The sequence below is a fragment of the Microbulbifer donghaiensis genome (assembly GCF_900129095.1).
Taxonomy (GTDB): Bacteria; Pseudomonadota; Gammaproteobacteria; order Pseudomonadales; family Cellvibrionaceae; genus Microbulbifer; species Microbulbifer donghaiensis.
This window is the reverse complement of the sequence record NZ_FQVA01000002.1, coordinates 359,811-375,667: the sequence shown is the minus strand read 5'-3', so window position 1 is coordinate 375,667 and position 15,857 is coordinate 359,811. Positions and strand designations below refer to the sequence as shown.

At 58.3% G+C, this 15,857-nt stretch carries 14 protein-coding genes; 1 reads left to right on the top strand and 13 read right to left on the bottom strand.

The annotated features are described in order from the left end of the window. Nucleotides 1–29 precede the first annotated feature (29 nt). The 12 genes from BUC36_RS11915 to BUC36_RS11860 all read right to left on the bottom strand — a co-directional run bounded on the left by BUC36_RS11915 (nucleotide 30) and on the right by BUC36_RS11860 (nucleotide 13,707). A complete protein-coding gene (locus tag BUC36_RS11915) occupies nucleotides 30–1,484 on the bottom strand; it encodes a M48 family metalloprotease (protein WP_073275390.1) in 1,455 nt (484 codons plus the stop codon). A 31-nt stretch (nucleotides 1,485–1,515) separates the two neighbouring features. Beyond that, nucleotides 1,516–2,178: a hypothetical protein gene (locus BUC36_RS11910; protein WP_073275388.1), complete on the bottom strand. Its 663-nt coding sequence runs from the start codon at nucleotides 2,176–2,178 to the stop codon at nucleotides 1,516–1,518. A gap of 12 nt (nucleotides 2,179–2,190) precedes the next feature. After that, nucleotides 2,191–2,769: a hypothetical protein gene (locus BUC36_RS11905; RefSeq protein WP_234994977.1), complete on the bottom strand. Its 579-nt coding sequence runs from the start codon at nucleotides 2,767–2,769 to the stop codon at nucleotides 2,191–2,193. Between the two features lie 117 nt (nucleotides 2,770–2,886). Then, the gene (locus tag BUC36_RS11900; protein ID WP_073275531.1) at nucleotides 2,887–3,891 is read right to left on the bottom strand and encodes a vWA domain-containing protein; all 1,005 of its coding nucleotides are present in this window, start codon (nucleotides 3,889–3,891) and stop codon (nucleotides 2,887–2,889) included. A 142-nt stretch (nucleotides 3,892–4,033) separates the two neighbouring features. Next, entirely contained in the window at nucleotides 4,034–5,116 is a 1,083-nt protein-coding gene (locus BUC36_RS11895; RefSeq protein ID WP_073275383.1) for a VWA domain-containing protein, read from the bottom strand. Next, nucleotides 5,106–6,410 (bottom strand): hypothetical protein, encoded by a 1,305-nt coding sequence (locus BUC36_RS11890; protein WP_073275381.1) that lies wholly within the window; start codon nucleotides 6,408–6,410, stop codon nucleotides 5,106–5,108. The genes BUC36_RS11895 and BUC36_RS11890 overlap by 11 nt, the downstream gene beginning before the upstream one ends. Nucleotides 6,411–6,495: 85 nt before the next feature. Further along, entirely contained in the window at nucleotides 6,496–7,290 is a 795-nt protein-coding gene (locus tag BUC36_RS11885; RefSeq protein ID WP_073275379.1) for a MotA/TolQ/ExbB proton channel family protein, read from the bottom strand. 27 nt (nucleotides 7,291–7,317) lie between these two features. Next, nucleotides 7,318–7,524 carry a hypothetical protein gene (locus BUC36_RS11880; RefSeq protein ID WP_073275377.1) on the bottom strand — a complete coding sequence of 69 codons (207 nt, stop codon included), beginning with the start codon at nucleotides 7,522–7,524 and terminating at the stop codon, nucleotides 7,318–7,320. Nucleotides 7,525–7,534: 10 nt separating this feature from the next. Then, a complete protein-coding gene (locus BUC36_RS11875; RefSeq protein WP_073275375.1) occupies nucleotides 7,535–9,625 on the bottom strand; it encodes a PEGA domain-containing protein in 2,091 nt (696 codons plus the stop codon). 282 nt (nucleotides 9,626–9,907) lie between these two features. Next, complete coding sequence (locus BUC36_RS11870; protein ID WP_234994976.1) at nucleotides 9,908–11,257, bottom strand: tetratricopeptide repeat protein; 1,350 nt, start codon at nucleotides 11,255–11,257, stop codon at nucleotides 9,908–9,910. A 330-nt stretch (nucleotides 11,258–11,587) separates the two neighbouring features. Then, the gene (locus BUC36_RS11865) at nucleotides 11,588–12,814 is read right to left on the bottom strand and encodes a hypothetical protein (RefSeq protein ID WP_234994975.1); all 1,227 of its coding nucleotides are present in this window, start codon (nucleotides 12,812–12,814) and stop codon (nucleotides 11,588–11,590) included. A 17-nt stretch (nucleotides 12,815–12,831) separates the two neighbouring features. After that, nucleotides 12,832–13,707: a hypothetical protein gene (locus tag BUC36_RS11860; protein WP_143186968.1), complete on the bottom strand. Its 876-nt coding sequence runs from the start codon at nucleotides 13,705–13,707 to the stop codon at nucleotides 12,832–12,834. 4 nt (nucleotides 13,708–13,711) lie between these two features. On the opposite strand from BUC36_RS11860, the gene BUC36_RS18990 reads away from it, so the two are divergent. Further along, nucleotides 13,712–13,855 (top strand): hypothetical protein, encoded by a 144-nt coding sequence (locus BUC36_RS18990; RefSeq protein ID WP_159436016.1) that lies wholly within the window; start codon nucleotides 13,712–13,714, stop codon nucleotides 13,853–13,855. A 368-nt stretch (nucleotides 13,856–14,223) separates the two neighbouring features. On the opposite strand, the gene BUC36_RS11855 is transcribed toward BUC36_RS18990, so the two are convergent. Beyond that, on the bottom strand, nucleotides 14,224–15,522 hold the full coding sequence (locus BUC36_RS11855) for an energy transducer TonB (protein ID WP_073275369.1): 1,299 nt from the start codon (nucleotides 15,520–15,522) through the stop codon (nucleotides 14,224–14,226). Nucleotides 15,523–15,857: the final 335 nt, after the last annotated feature.

Here is a 15,857-nt window from a genome sequence, read left to right as displayed (position 1 = left end):
TCGCGGCATCCCGTAGCTGCGCTGCGACATCACTCCACTATCTTGATCCATTCTCCGGGCTTGGGCTCGCCGCGCGGATAGTAGCCGTTTAGCAGGCGCAGTTGCTCTTCCGCATACTCGCCGATCTCCATATGCCGCGCCAACGATGCGAAGGTCGTCTTGTCATTGGCCTTTACATAGCGGACGCGCTTGATATCGGGTTTGATAATGTCAGTTTTTCGCAGGGGCCGGAAGCTGCGGATACTGGTTAGGAACAAATTATCATATTCATTGAGCGCTTCTGCATCCTGGGCAGAGTCCTGGTTAACTTTTCCCTCGAGAATATATTGACGACTACCGTAGTACAGCACCGCGACCCGATCGGGAGCCTCGGCACCTGCGGATGGCAGCTTGCCGGTGTGACCCTCAAGGCGATATTGGTTCAGCTTTTCGCCCTGTTCGAGGGTGCGAACGTCGTAGACTTCACGCAGGGCCATGTCGGCGGGCTGGTTGCTCTTGCGTTGCGCGACTTTGATGGTGATGGTTGCGCTGTTGTCCGGCGCTGTGCCGACGATGGCAGAGCGTTGATTATCAACCTTCCAGTTTTCCGGGAAGAGCAGTGAGAAGCCCAGCCGTTGATGGTTGTAGCGGTTTTTTTCCGACTCATGCGCATTTTGGCCGTATACGAGGCCGTCGGTCTTTTCGCGGTAGTATTCTACCTTGGTGGTCTTCTTGTCCTCTGGAAGATCGCCGGCGGCCTTCACGACTTCCTGGAGGCGGATATCGTTGCGCGGATGGGTGGAGAATACACCGTGGTAAGTCTGCTGCTTCTTACCCTCCAATCGCGCGCGACGACGCGAAAAGGTCTCCTGATCCTTGAGCAGGCCGATGACATTGATCATCGCCTGGGGATCGTAACCGGCGTTGTACATGTACTGCGCACCAAAGCGATCCGCTTCGAGTTCCATGTCGCGACCGTAACCCTTGACGGCCGCGGTACTCCAGAGGTTTGCGACATCGCCGACGACGCCGCTACCGGTGACCAGTACGGATAGTACTGACGCCACGCCGGCGCCGGTGGCCGCCGTCTTCTGCCGCACCGCGTGGCGTGCGGTGATATGGCCGATCTCATGGGCCAACACCGCTGCCATCTCTGCCTCAGAGTGCAGGTAGGTCAAAAGGCCGCGATTGATATAGACATAGCCGCCGGGGAGGGCGAAAGCATTGATGTCCTGGCTATCGATGATCGTGAAGTGATATTTTATTTCTGGTCGGTCGCTGGCTGCTGCCACCTTCTGACCAACGTGTTCGATATAGGCATTTAACACCGGATCGTTGTATATCGGTGTACTCTCGACCAGCTTCTGGTGCATCTCCTGGCCAATTTTTATTTCCTTTTCTTCCGACATCAGTACGAGATCAGGCCGATTGGTGGCCGGGTTGAAAGCGCAGCCTGCAGATGCCGCGATCAGAGCGCAGGTGAGTATTTTATTGAAATAATGCATGTCACTTTCCCTCCCTAAATTATTTTCAGCGCTATGACTTGCTGCCCTGTGCGGGCAACAGGAATTCCTGTAGCTGCGCGGCCATGCCTTTACAGGCGTTGTTCTGTACCCGCGCAATCAGCGGAATAGGAATCACAATAGCCGGCATATAAGATGTCCCTTTGGCGTCCGCGCTGAGCTTGCCGGACAGTTCCTGATCGCGAAAATCCCACACTGAAGCTTCGTAATCGGACTCCTTGTCCCAGGTGCCGAAACCGAAGCAGCCAGCTCCACCGGTGCCGATCGAGCAGCCGATCGAGCCGGCGCTGGCTGTGGTCTCCGTGGAACCGTCAATCCATACAATATATTTGACCCCGTAGGTCTCCATGCGCTCGCGCACGTTGGGGATTTCCATCAGGCGATCCAGTGAGCGCACATGCATGGGCGCCGTGCGCGGTTCGAACCAGGGGTACATGGCATCCATAAACTGTTTTTCCGGAATCACATTGACGCCCCGATCCGGATTGTGCAGCTGCTGGCCGACACAGTCGATCAGGTCTGGTTCCGTTTCATAATCACTGGAGTGGCGCCGCCCCAGAATAACCACGGTATCCCCTTCGGCCAGCTCCCCGTCGCTGCGGCGGTATTCGTCGATTACGACGGTTGTGCAGCCACTCAAAAATATCAGACTTAGCGCAAAAAAAGACTTGTACACGACAACCTCCTGCTATTCCGTGGGCTGGTTTTCCGCGGGATCCGTTTGCTTCATCGATAGGGCGCGCTGCTTATTCGCCAGCAACGCCTGCAGTTCCGGAACTTTGGCAAACCCCGTGTACAGGGTTGCGCCGGCATCCCGCAGTGCGACGTTGATGGCCTGGGCAAGCGCGTCCTCTTGTGACTTCAGAAATGCCGTTGGGGTCTTGCCGTAGGCGGTGATCACCCAGCTGGCGATCGACTCACCCTGCTGGTCGTAGGCATTCATGTCGTACTTGATCCACACTTCAAAGATGTTTACGCGCGTTTCACGCGGCATTGTGAATTGGAGTTCGCGAATTTCCGGCACTATCACCAGTTCGACATTCTTCGGCAGGTCCTGTGGGTAGCGGGCGAGCGGTATCGCTTCGGTAAACATGGAGCCGAGCACCGTCTCGAAGAGATTCTTCTGGGCCCGCCCCGTATTGATATTCCACTCTTCACGGTCTTCACTGTCCTCGTGATAGGTGAAATTGCGAAATTCATCACTCAGATAGATACCGACGGTCAGCGGATGCTGCTGCCCAACGGGCTGGGGGTAACTACCGTCCACACGCACAGTATGTGAACACGCCGAGATCAGTATTGCGGCTAAAAGTATTGTGAATTTCGACATTGTCGAAAATCCATTTCCTGGGTACTCCATGTTCGTCTCCCCGATTGCTCTCGGCTATCGAAAATCGTTTAATCCGACAAATGTACCGCCATTGCGATAAGTCAGTTCACGCATCAAGGCGGCAAATCTCAGGCCGGTGGTCTGCAGGTGTGGTGGGCGGGAAAACTGTATCGGAAACCCGATCGCGTGTATGCGCACGTTGCGCTTGGCCTCACCATGCTGCGCGTTCACTCGATCCACCGCAAGCATTACGTTGCGGATGGACTTTCCGGTGAATTCATCCCCGAGTACGTAGATGCTGATTTTCTTGTTCGGGTCGTAGAAACTGCGGACCGCTTTTTGAATGCCTTCGACGGGACTCGAGTTACTGAAAGGATTCCACGACCGGAGTCGCTCCAGAATCGCCTGCCTGCGTCCGGCGGTATCAGGAATCCATTTGTTGCGATAGTTGGAGAACATATAGTCCCCCATGTCATTCATTACCTGAATGCCCTTAACGTTCGGGTAGAGGTCGAGCGTATTGACCATCTCGTTCATCATTCTGTCCCATCCGTAATTGAACATACTGCCGGAGGTGTCGATGATGAACAGGATATACTCACTGTCTACGGGGATGCCGCCGATGACATTGTTCTTGCGCTGGTAATTCTCACCGAGAAGGCGGCGCATTTCATCAGTCATGCTCTGCAGCGCCACGGTCAGTTCGCCCTTGAGTTTGCCCTCTTCGCTCTGGCCTTCCGTTTTGCTGGCATAAAGGGCCTGCAGAGAATCGAGTTCGCCGCGCAGGTTGGCGATGCGCAGGCGCTCGATATCCAGCTGTTCGCGCTTGGCGTTGAGGTCTCGGTTCAGGACGCTGGTTTCACCGCGAATTTCAGCCAGCTGCTGTTGCAGCTCCCTGACCTGGCCCTCCAAGTCAATTTCGGATTCCTCGAGAATAACCGGTTCCGCCGTCTTGGCGATCATCAGCAATAGCACGATGGCGCCGAAGCCACAGCAGATGACGTCGAGAAAGGAGATGCTGAACTCTTCCTGCCCTCGTTTATTGCGGTTGCGCCTCATGGGCACCTCCATAAATCTACTGCGCGTGCGCCTGGCGGCGTCCGGCGGTGCTCGGATTGCTCATGTACTAAAGTACACTCCGCTTCCAGCGCTCGGGCGCCCACCACCAGCCACTCGCTCGTGACGATTTCTCGATGTGCCCTCATGGCCAGTCCCTCGATGGAGCAAGGAAGGAACCCTGGGTTTCCATGGCGAGTTTCCAGAATTCGCTGGCGGCGAAAGGGTCCCCCTCCATGGGCGCGAGAATGACATTGACCGGCACATTTTTCGGCAGCACCCTGACAGCACGCTTGAAAAGGTCGCGCCGGTCACGCCCGGAAATGGTGGTAGCGCGCGGCTTTTTCATGCCCTGGGTGGGTAGGCCGTCGGTGATGAGGATGATATTGTCCGGCAGTGGCGACATGCCGTTGATCCCATTGAACACCCGTTCCAGGCTGGTGCCACCGTCCGGCACTATCTTACCCAGTTCCTTGATCGCCTGATCCAGTTGGTCGCGATCATCCACGTTCAGCCAGCGGTCCTCCGTGCCGGAAATAGCGGCGCGGAAATTGGTGTTGAATGTAAAGATCTGGTATTGGCTGTCCTGGGGGAATTGTGCCGTCAACCAGGAAACCGTATTGACCGCGCGGCGCCATTTTTCGGTTTCCCGCTTGACCCGCGACGACATATTGCGTGTGCGGATAACCTTGATAAGTTCGTCGCCGAGCATGCTGGCAGAGGAGTCGAGCAAGATCAGAATGCGGTCGCCCCCCAGGCGCAGACCGGTGAGGTACTGGCGGTCGCCGTCTCCAACATACTTGCGCACATTGTTACCAAGTTTCTTGTTTTCCTCTTCCAGGTCTTTTTTCGCCTGCTCGAGCTTTTTCAGCTTTTCCTGTAAGCGCTTGATGTCCTCTTCTTCGTCAGTACTGTCGATCTCGGCGATGTTGCCCTTTACGGCCTCTATCTGTTCGATGATCCGGCGCGCAAGGCCCTGTGCTTCGGCCAGTTCGTCACTGGTTATATCCAGGGTGTTGCGGGCCAGCACCAGGTGCTCGCGACCGAATTCCACTTCTTCCTGCAGCAGGTTGACCTCAGCGCTCAGGTCCTGCGTCTCGACCTCAATTTCGTGGTCTGAGCCGTGCTTGATGATCAGGAAGATCAAAGCCACTGCGCCAAAACCACAGGACATGATGTCGAGGAACGACAGGCTGAATGTGGAAAACCGACGTTTCTTACGCGCCATATTGCTCCACGCTGATTGCGGTGATCACGTCGTCGAAATCCGCAACTCCGATTCTGTCACCGGCACTAAGGTTTACCGGGGCGGCAATTTCCTCACCGTTCAGCATCAGGCGGGTGCCGGCGTCTACTCGCAGGGCAAGTTTGCCGGCATGGCTGGTGATGGTGGCGGCGGGATGATCCGGTGGCGTGGGGGTAACGCTGAACTTGTCCTCGTGCCAGAACACAAACAGGGGTTGTTGCGCGGCGAGAGCGCGGTGCCCAAACAGCAGGTGTGTGGCAGCCGCTTCCGCGGCAGCGTTGACCTGCACCGCAACCTCGTTGGCCGGTGCGGCGCTCAACGCATTGACCATCCGCAGTGCGGCGGTTTCGCTGTGAATTTCCCCCCAGCGCTTGGCGACGGCCTGGGCGACACAGTTGTGTGGCAGCAGGTGAATGCGCTCAGCCAGCTGGGCGCCGCCGGGAATTTCCGCCCAGCGGTGGGAGACAAACACCACGCTGTTGGATTCGCCAAGGTTCTCGATCATCGCGCGTACCCGCGACAGAATCGGCGTGCTGGCGTCCTGCAGCTGGCGCAGGCTGACTTTAGCGGTGCGGTCGTCCAGCTCGGCCATCACTTCGCCCTGGCGCATGGCCCGACTTACCCACTGCGGCATCATATCGTAGAGCTGTTGCTCTGCTTCCGCCGAATACAATGGATCGAAGCGGCACTGCATGATGAACGCATCGGTGAAGACCCGTGCCCAGGCATCCAGGAAGTTCAGGGTTCCCGCGTCGTTTACCGTTTCAGCAATGTCCAGCACGGCCTGCTCGTGCACAGCGACGCGGCTGACCAGCGTCTGGTGGAGCTGCAGTTCAATGTGGAGGTGGGCGCCGCGCGGAGCCAGGTTGCCGATACAGGCGGTGGCCGCATCGACCATGCCAACGGCATTGATCGGGCTCTCTTTGATGATCCCCAGCAGTAGTGCCAGTTGTTCGCGAGTGAAATTGCCCGGTACCGCCAGCATCACTTCGTCGGGTAGGTCACAGTGCTCGGAAATCTCGTGTAGGTGGCAGTAAGCCAGGTCCGCGTGGTGGCGGCAGCGTACATTCTCGGATTTCAGAGACTCCAGGCTCAGGCGGCGCCAGAATTGGTTGTTCACCCGGGTTGGGTGGCTGCGGGCCCGCATCAGTGCAGCCGTTCCGACCAGAATCTGTTGATGTTCAATGACGGCGACACCGGGACTTTCCAAGACTTCATCCATGCCGACAAAGACGCGCAGACCACTGTCGTTGATTTCCAGGACTCCTTGTCCCATCTGCTAATTCCTCTTTCTGCAAGTTACCGCATCGACTGAATTTTCCTGCAGGAGAGCGGTTGTCTCTGCCTGCGAACTGCTCCTGCTAACTGACCTTCAAGAACCGCAGCAGATTGTTGTCACAGTAGTTTTGGGTATCCAGCACCAGCCTCTCCTGCATCAGCTGCAACTGATGGGTGAAGAACATGATGACGATACTGATGACCAGGGCGATAAACGTGGAGTTGAAGGCGACACCCAGGCTCACGGTGACGCCGGCAATATCGCCCTCCACGGCGCGGTGCGCCTGTGACAGCGCTTCGCCGATACCGCGCACGGTGCCAATAAATCCGATGGAGGGTATGGCCCAGGTGATGTAGCGAACCATGGCCAGTTCCGAATCGAGTCGGTCGCCCTCTGTTTCACAGACTTCCTTTACGGAGTTGGAGACGGCGGCGACATTTCTGGTAGAGCCGAATCTCTGCAGGGCGGTCAGTAGCGCGCGCGGCAGGAGGAAGTTCCGCTCCTCTTCCGGCAGAGCCTGTATGGGCCTGGATAGATCCCGTGCGTCCTCCGGGAGTATGGGGGTTCCCTCGCTGACATTCAGCAGCGCCTTGTCCAGCAGCTGCCGCTCCCGCATGCTGCGGCGCGCTTTCAGTCCCATTATGGCGAAGGCCCAGAGCATCAGCACAAAACAGGCTTCCTGCTCATAGTCGCGCATGACGATATAGAGTGACCGTTGCTGTATATAGGTCTCCCCCGCGGCCTCCCTGGCCAGCTGCTCTTCGATCAGGGCATCCGCGTTGGGTCTGATAATGGCAACATAAATTGCGTGGACCAGAATGATCGCACCGAGTAGCGCGAACAGCTGGAAGATAAAGTCGGAGGATTTGAATTTCATAATCGTTCTCTTTCTAGTGTTCGCCCACTAAATGTCGACCGGGTAGGAAACCGACAGGTCCTCGGAGATTTCCTCGGAAGCTTTGTAATCATCTGCGTCGGATTTCTCGGTCTCCTTATCGGGTTTGGCCTGCGCCACCTTAACCGGTTCTTCTTCCTGTTCCTGTGGCTGCTCCTGGGCGGAGAGTGGAAATGATAGGTACAGCAAGCTGAGCAAAATAAGGGTCCATTTCATATCTGCTCTCCTAATTCACCCAGCGCGCGATGCGGAAACCGACATCGTTGCGCGGTTCGGCGCCATAATCGCGGTAGGACAGGCGCAGTTCGGTCAACCCCGCGTGGCGCCAGCTGGAGCCGCGTATCACGTGATAGTCCCCGTTCTGTGGGCCCACCGGGTTCTCCTCGCGCCGCATCGATAGACCGGTGCCAATGGTGTAAAGATCGTGAATCCACTCGGAAACGTTGCCGCCGAGATCGTGGAGCCCGAGACTATTGGGGCTGTACGTGGCTACCGGGGCGGTGGCCGCGTAGCGGTCGCTGTAGGTACGCAATACGGCCGGAACCAGCTGCGCCGCATTGTTGTCGGCATAATTGCCGGAGTTACTCCTTACCGGGAGCTCGTCACCCCAGGGGAACTTGCGCATGGCCCCCTGTTCATAGCGCGCCGCCCAGGCCCATTCGGCTTCCGTAGGTAGGCGGTAACCGTTTGCTCCGGCATCGAAGCCGACGATGCTGCCGCGTTCGGTGAGGTAGACGGGGGAGAGTCCGTCTCGCTCGCTCAGCCAGTTACAGAACATGGCGGCATCGCTCCAGCTGACGTTGACCACGGGCAGGTTGTCATTGTCGAGACTGACGCCGTTCACGTGACTAGAGCTGTGCATGCGCCTGAAGCGGCGGAATTCGCGGTTGGTCACTTCGGTGGTGCCGAGATAGAAAGGCCGGTCCAGCGCGACTTGTCGCAGAACTTCATTGGCGCGCCGGCCCTGTTCGCGGCGCGAGGAGCCCATGGTGAAGTGTGCATTGGGCCGCATCAGTTTCATGACGCCGCCAGCCGGGTGCGAGATTTCGGTGGGGATCCTGCTCCAGCGTGCCTCGTCGGCAGTCAGCAGTACGGCGCGAATGGTCTGTTCCAGTTTGGAGCTGGGCACTACGCTTGTTTCATAATCCACGTAGCCGCTTTTTCTCACCAGGATGCTGTGGCTGCGCGCCGGCAGATTGAATGTTTCGCCGGTAACACCCGCCAATCTGCCGTCGATAAAGACCTGGGCATCGGCCGGACTGCTGGAAATGCGTACGCGGCCGTATACGGCGTCCAGGGTGATATTCAGATCCCGCTCGACACCCGCATCGACGTCGATGGTGCGTTCCACCGAGGCGTAGCCATCCTTGAAGAAACGCAGCTGGTGCTGACCGCCCGATGACAGTTCCAGTTCCAGCGGTGTATGGCCGCGAAATTCGCCATCGACGGTGACGCCGGCACCTTCCGGTTTGCTGACCACGCGCAACAGGCCATCGGCGGCGCTGAGATCGACCGGTGCAAGGGTTTGATCTACTCCAGCGGTGACGGCCACAGGGATCTCAACAGTCTTGTATTCCGGCAGCGATAGGCTGACCTGTCTGTCGCCCTGGATAAGCTCGGCGTTCAGCGGGGTGGTGCCCAGCACCTCGCCCCCGACCGACACAGTCGCGCCGGGCGGGTTACTGCTGATGCGCACATTGGCCCACGCCGGGCGCAGTTTGGCCTGCAACCGCTGGGTGTTGTCGAGGCCCTCGATCTCCACTTCCCGTGTGTAGGGCAGGTAGCGGTCGGTCACCACGGTGATGCGCTTGGTGCCGGCGGGAATATTTTTCGCCAGGCCGTTTTCACTCGGGACGTCGCTGCCGTTGACGAGTATGCGAAGCGCTACAGGAGGGTCGCTGACAACCTGTAAATGTCCCGGTTTTTTTTCCAGGGCAACGACATGGCGGCTGTGACCGTCGCTGCTCACGTCCACCTCGCCGCTTTTCGGCAGGTAACCGGATGCGCTGATGGTGTAGCTGTAATGGCCGGGCAGGACCAGGTGTCCATCGCCGAGGGGCAGCGCTAAGCCGCTGACACTGACGTCGGCATCGGCGGGCTGGGTTTCGAAGATCAGTGAGCGCGCGACCAGCAGGTAGACCAGTGCAAGCATGCCCAACAGGAGGCTGCCGGCGATAGTGAGTGCACGCGGCGACAGCAAAAGCCTCTTGCCGCCGGATTCTACCTGTACCGGTATAAAGCCTGCGGGCTCGATTATTGAGAAGTCATCTTCCGCCGGACCATTGTCGCGAACGGGTACCGCTTCCTTCGCTGTCATTTATGATTCCCTGTTACCGCGCACTTATCGATTTATCGCAATTGCAGTGGTGCCATTGTCTTAGCGCTGAGGAAAAGCTGGCGGCGCCGGAGCCGGGCCAGTAAGCCTTCCACTGTGCACTACAGCTTAGCTCGCTGGCGTGATCCGCATGGGTTTTGGCGCGTCGTTTGGCATAGGAATCATCTTTTCGCGCTAACCGTCTTGGCGTTTCCGTCCAGCTTTTGTGCAGTTGCGAAGAACCGTACAGTCTTTGATCGGTACTCGTGGGCGGGGTTCGGAGTGCTAACCATTATTGGCGCCGATTATTTTTTCGCCGCACTGAATAACGACGATCGGGGTCTCTTCACCGGGAACGACGGTAAACTCTTGTCGTACGTCGCGATATCCCTCTCGGGTACCTACCGCCGTATAGCGGCCGGGTTTCAGCGTGATCTCGCGCTGGTCGAAATTGCCCAAACGGCCCACGTGGTAAATGGTGACACTGGTGCTACGGTCCGACCGGAACCTTACCGGCAGGGGGATCAGCGCCCGGGTAAGTGCGTTTTCCAGGTCCTCTATCTGTTGTTGCAGGCGCGGGGTACCGGCGTTGAGCTGCCGGGCATCGGCGAGAACCTGGCGTGCGAACTGATTGCGCTTGCTGGTTCCCAGGGTCAGGGGGTCTTTCAGCAGGTCCTGTAACTGATCATCCAGTTGCGCCCTGGCTTCTGCGCGCGCCTTGCCGGTAATCGCGGCGACGAGGCTGCCATCCTGCTTGAGCAGTGCTGTATAGCTCTTCACCGCGCCGTGCCAGTTTTCCGTCTGCTCCTGTTGGCGGGCACTGCTGAATAACTGGTCGACGCGGATCTGCTCGGCGCCGTTGCGCGCCTGGCGAAGCCCGATACCAGCTTCTTCGGCGCTGGGTTTGAGCTTCTGGGCGCGCTCAAAGGCTGTCTTGGCCGAGGTAAAGTCCTGTTCGGCAATGGCGGCGTAGCCGGCGGACATCGCCGCACTGTAATCCCGTTCGGTGATGGCGCTCAGCACTTTCGGCAGTAGCTCGCTGGCGAGGCGGGTTTGCGGATCCACGGCCAGGGACTGCTGCAGCGCTTCCCGCGCGGTATCCAGATCATTAGCGGAAAAGGCCTGTTTGCCTTCGGTGAAATGGCGCCAGGCATCTGGCAATAGTTCTGCTCGGGCCTTGCCTTTGAGTCCCCGTGGGTGATCTTCGGAAATTGTCAGTACCAGATCAAAAGCCTCGTGTGCGGCCTCTGCATCGCCACTATCGAGAGCCTGGTGACCTGCGGCCAGGTGTTTTTCAATCCGCTCTGGAATGCCATCGCGCAGCTGCTGGAATGCGGCTAGTGATTCTCGATATTTATCCAGCGCCGATTTGAAGTTACGCTGCCGGTAAATACCGTCTGCCTCCTCGGCCAGGGCCTGCGCGGTGGAAAAATCCTCGTTGGCCCAGGTCTCGATTTGGCGCTCTTGCAATTCCTCTTTCAGCGTCAGAATTTCCTGCAGCACCTTTTGCACCTCGCGGCGCTGCTGTGCGATTTCGGCATCGCTGAAAGGGGACGCCTGTATTTTTGCCTGCCCCGGATTTTGCGGTACGGTTTTCGAGATTGTCGGAAGCTGTGCTGCGGGTTTTTCCACCATCTGCGGGAGTAACCAGAAAACCCCGACAACGCCAAGCAATAGCAGAACCCCGACGATTGCGGACCGAATCTGCGGGTTTGCCAATTTCCCATTAACGGCAGAGGAGGCGCCCGTGGATGTCTTTTTCTGTGGGTTGCCAGCGCCAAAGCTGAAATCTGCGGGCTGTATCGGAGATATATCTTCTGAAGGCTCGTCGCGGTGTTGCATAGTGGCTCCGCTGTGCTGATTTATTGTGTGATGTATCCGGTCCGCAGGGATATACCCGAATAACGAGAGTGCCCGGTAATGGGCGCTCTCGTTAGCCGGTTTTCGGCCGTGTGTCTGAAGGGTTCAGATACTGGTGTCCAGGGCGCCGGTTTCTGTTTCATATATTTCCTTCAGTATTTCACGCCACTGGCGATACTGGTTCTCCACGGTACCACTTAACGTCACTGTGCGATCTTCCAGTTCGACGATCTGTGGCTCTACCTCGGCCTGCATGGAGTCACCCAGCTCCTGCAGTGCTTCGATGTGCATTTTGGCATCGCTGCGGCGGTCGAAACCGCTCTTGATCAGGTAGCCACCGCCGGCGATGCCCACCTGTCCAGCGGCGCGCGCGCTACCGGCTCCAGCGCCCGCGGCGGCGATACCGCCGATGATGGCTGCCGCGCCCATGATGGTATGGTTGCGCGCCTTGCGCTTCAGCTCACGCATTTGCTTCACTTCGCCGTAGCTCATGGCGCGCCACTCCTGATAGGGGGTTTCCATGGACTTTACGAAGGTGCCGTAGTATCCCTGCAGGGTATCGACGAAGAGATAATCGCGTTCGCGGATACGGCGTACGCGCTGCAACATAGGATCGTTTTCCGCCGGCAGCGCATTCAGATGGTAGATGCCGTCACCATTCTGAACGAGGTAGCGGTTAAACGCGTCTGGGGAAAAACTGCGGGCGAAACGCATCTCGGATATGGTGCGCAGCTCGGCAATCTGGCGGTCAGAGAGTTTTTGTCGGTAGGCGAGCATGTCGTTGGCAATGCGATTGTAAATACCCTGGAAGGCGTCACCGTTGGTGGGGTGCTTGCGGTCGTAAGCATAGTGGGATGCCACTTCCGAATACTCCTTGGTGAACCAGCGCTGCCCGCGGGAGTCGGTAACCGTGACGTCGACGGTCAGGGTTTCCCCATCCGATTTCACGATACGGCCGGTGACGGTGACGTCGATATTGGTACGTTCGGAGGGAATAACCCGCACGGCCCCCCAGCCCTGACTGGATTGCAGGGAATCCGCCAGGGTGACGGCGAAGTACCTGGACTCGGCCTGGCGCAATTCGGGGAACACCAGTTCATCTTCATCCGCTTCGGCGGTGTCCAGGCCGGGGTCAAACTGCACTATGCCTACGTCCAGCAGCCGCTGCTCCGCAATGGTGGCATCCTCTACCGTCAGTGGCGTAAATGCCGTCGTCCGCACTTCCGTCGTTGTACAGGCACCAATAACCAGTAAAAGCAGCAGCAACAGGCCTCGGCTCAACAATCGGTTGCCGGTGCCACGGCTGCTATCAATCCTGTTGAAAAGAAACATTTCGACTTCCTCCGCTGTCACTTCTGCGCGTTTTTATATTTCCGATACTCTTCCCACAGTTTTTCCCGCAACTCCGCATCTGACTCGCGCATGGCGGCTTCGCGGATCTGCCGCGCCACCACGTCGTCGTCATTGCCACTGGGAATGTCGGCTGGTACCACCGTCGGGGAGTTGGTGTGGTTGTACTCGCCCTTACGTCCCGCTGTGGGGAGTCCGGGACCGGTAGCCTGGCCACTGGAGTTGTTCTGCTCGGGGCCGCTGCCGCCCTCTCCGCCGCCTCCAGGGGGCGGTGGTATTTCCGCTTCGGCGGATTCGATCAGGTCTTCCAGAGATTCCCCGGGCGGCGGTTCGTCCATGGATTCTTCATCTTTGTCCTGCGCGGAGCTGGGACGGTTGCGGACGTAGTCACGCTCTCGCAGGATCATGCCGTCATAAGTGGCCATCGTGGTGTCGAACTGGCCCTCCAGCTCCGCCACCCGCTCGGCCGCCGTTGCCGGAGACTCATTGGGTGCAGCGCTGCCGCCACTGGCCGGCTGACCGGATGCCGAACTGCTGGAGGCGGAGGCACTACTGGCAGAACTACTGCTCGACGATGCGCTGCTAGAGGAGGAGCTACTCGAAGACGCACTGGATGAGGCAGTCTGCTCTTCCTCGGAAAAATCGACTTCATCCGGCGGTTCGCCCTGGCTCTTGGTCGACGGGTCCGGCGGCATGCGGCTGTCTTCAGGGCGCTCGTCGGAGTCACTGTAAACCGGCGTCGGCGGATTGCGGTTCCGCGCAGTCGGATCCGGCATGCTGTCGCCGGCAGTACCCCGGCGCTGCGACGACTGTTCCGTACCGGAGGCGGTGCTGGCTGCGTCGCTGGATTCGCGGCCGGATTCAATGCTCGGCATTTCCATGCTCGGTTTACTGCTGCTACTGCCGGGCATGCTCTGGCTCGGCTGGCGTGAAGAGCTGGTCGAGGGCATGCCGCTACTCGCAGTCTGTGGTTGGCTGCGGCTCGAAGAACTGCTGCTGGATGAGGCTGTCGACGGCGGTTGAGATGATGAACTGGAAGACGACTGCGATGGCTGGGCCGGCGGTTGCGACTGACTCTGCTGGCTCTTGCAACCGACGATAGCCGCACTCAGTACGGTGACTGAGACCAGGGTGCGCCAGTACGCAGATTGCCGGATTTCTTTGGGTACCGCTTTCCATAGTGTCATCTTGTCTCTCCTGAGGCGCCCTGCGAGCGCTGTCGGGCGTGTGGGTTTGCGGCAAAAGCCGAGAAGGCTCCGGGCCGACTCGGCTGCTTTTTTTGCAGCAACGGATTAGGTTGCTGCGGCCAACTTAGTGATTCGACAGCGGCTGTTATCCGGGGTTTGTCGCCGCTGTTTACTGTAGCGCCAGATTTGCGCATGTCAGTTGCGTCACTCGAAAACGAACCTCTGCACTATGCCGACGGTTTCCACCGGTTCGCCATTTTCAAAACGGGGACGAAACTTTGCACGCTTCAATACATTGCGTACCCGTGAGCGGGTAGCGACCCGGTCGGGGTATGCTCTCAGTATCTCTATATTGCGCGCTTTGCCGAAGGCGGTGACGTCGTAGGAAACGGTAACGTGGGACTCCGTCAGTGCCTTGCGATCTTCTTCCAGCATCGGCAGCGCCGGCAGTGCCGCAGGGCGGCCAAATATATCTTCGATTTCCTGGTTGGTGGCGCCGTTGTCCCACAGCGCCTGGTAGGCCTCACCGTAGGTTTTCCTTGCGGAATGCCATTTGTTGAACATCATGTACCAGTCGCCGAGCTCTACTTTGGCCTTTGCGGAAGCTGCCGGCGGGGAATGCGGGTTTTTCTGGTAGACGTCAACAATGCGGGCGATAGCGTTTTTCCCGGTACTGAAACTGTTCATGCGGTAGTTGTCCAGTTTCGAGCGTTGAGCTGGGTCGACACTGCCGCCGCCGCCAAAGCTGGTATTGATGACTACCGGGGGCTGGGGTTCGCCTTTGTAAGTGGCGAGGTAGTAGTTGGTTGCCTTGAGTCCGCGCAGGGCATCCACCAGGCGCAAGTCGTTGGCACCGAAATTCTGGGTGATGATATCTACCGCCAGTTCGTAGAGATTGGTGGCGCTGATCAGGTGTTCAAACAGCGTGTCGCCTTTTTCCTCGGTATAGGCCTGCAGATGCCAGCGGCTCAGGTCGTTGATCACCGGCAGCATGCGAGGATCATTCTCACCGTAGTTTCGGGCGTGCAGCCAGTAGAGATACTGCTGGTTGTCGTTGGCGTCTTCCCACTCGCTGAGCGCGATCTGACTTTCGATCATGTGCTCGATCATGGGGATCTGGTTTAATGAGTAGAGCCCTTCATTAACCCGGTTGATCAACATGGCGCGACGAAATTCCTCAATGGCCTCCTCGTGTTGTCCGGCCTTTTGCAGGGCCGTCGCGAGCCCGAGCAGTTGCTCGTCTATACCCGCGCCGTAAGCTCCGTGTTGCGCTTCCATTTCCTCGATGCGCGCGCGATAGCTGTCCACGACTTCAGATGGGCGCAGCTGACGTCGTGTGGTTTGCAGTGGTTTTGAGGCGGCTTCGATGAAGGCCTGGGGTGGGGCATTGGTATCTTCGATGACGGGCGCGCCAACATCAGCGTAGGCGCCGCCACACAGCAGAGCTGTGGCTGTAAACATCAAGCCGATAGCAATGGTGTTGCTGATATCTGTCTGTGTCACGATTGAACCACTTCCGTTCCATGTTTTGCTTCACCCGATTCCTGCCGTCGTGCGTATGGCCGACAGCGCGGAATAGCGGGCACTGGTTCCGCTCAGGCCGTGGCGCTGGGCGGGTTCTCTCTCCCTGAAGTGTGGTTCTCTCACAATCCCTGACGTGCCCGGAGCGTGTTATTTCCGGTGACAGGTTGTCGGTTTGCGGTTTAACTCCGCGTCACCGCCTGTGAAAACGCGCCTGGAGGCTCTTGTCAGGCTCCTTGGGTGCGTATCAATGAGTATAGCTAGCGCATTCCGCCTCCTGATCTTGCTGGCGTTAGATTCGACGGCCTGACAACCGA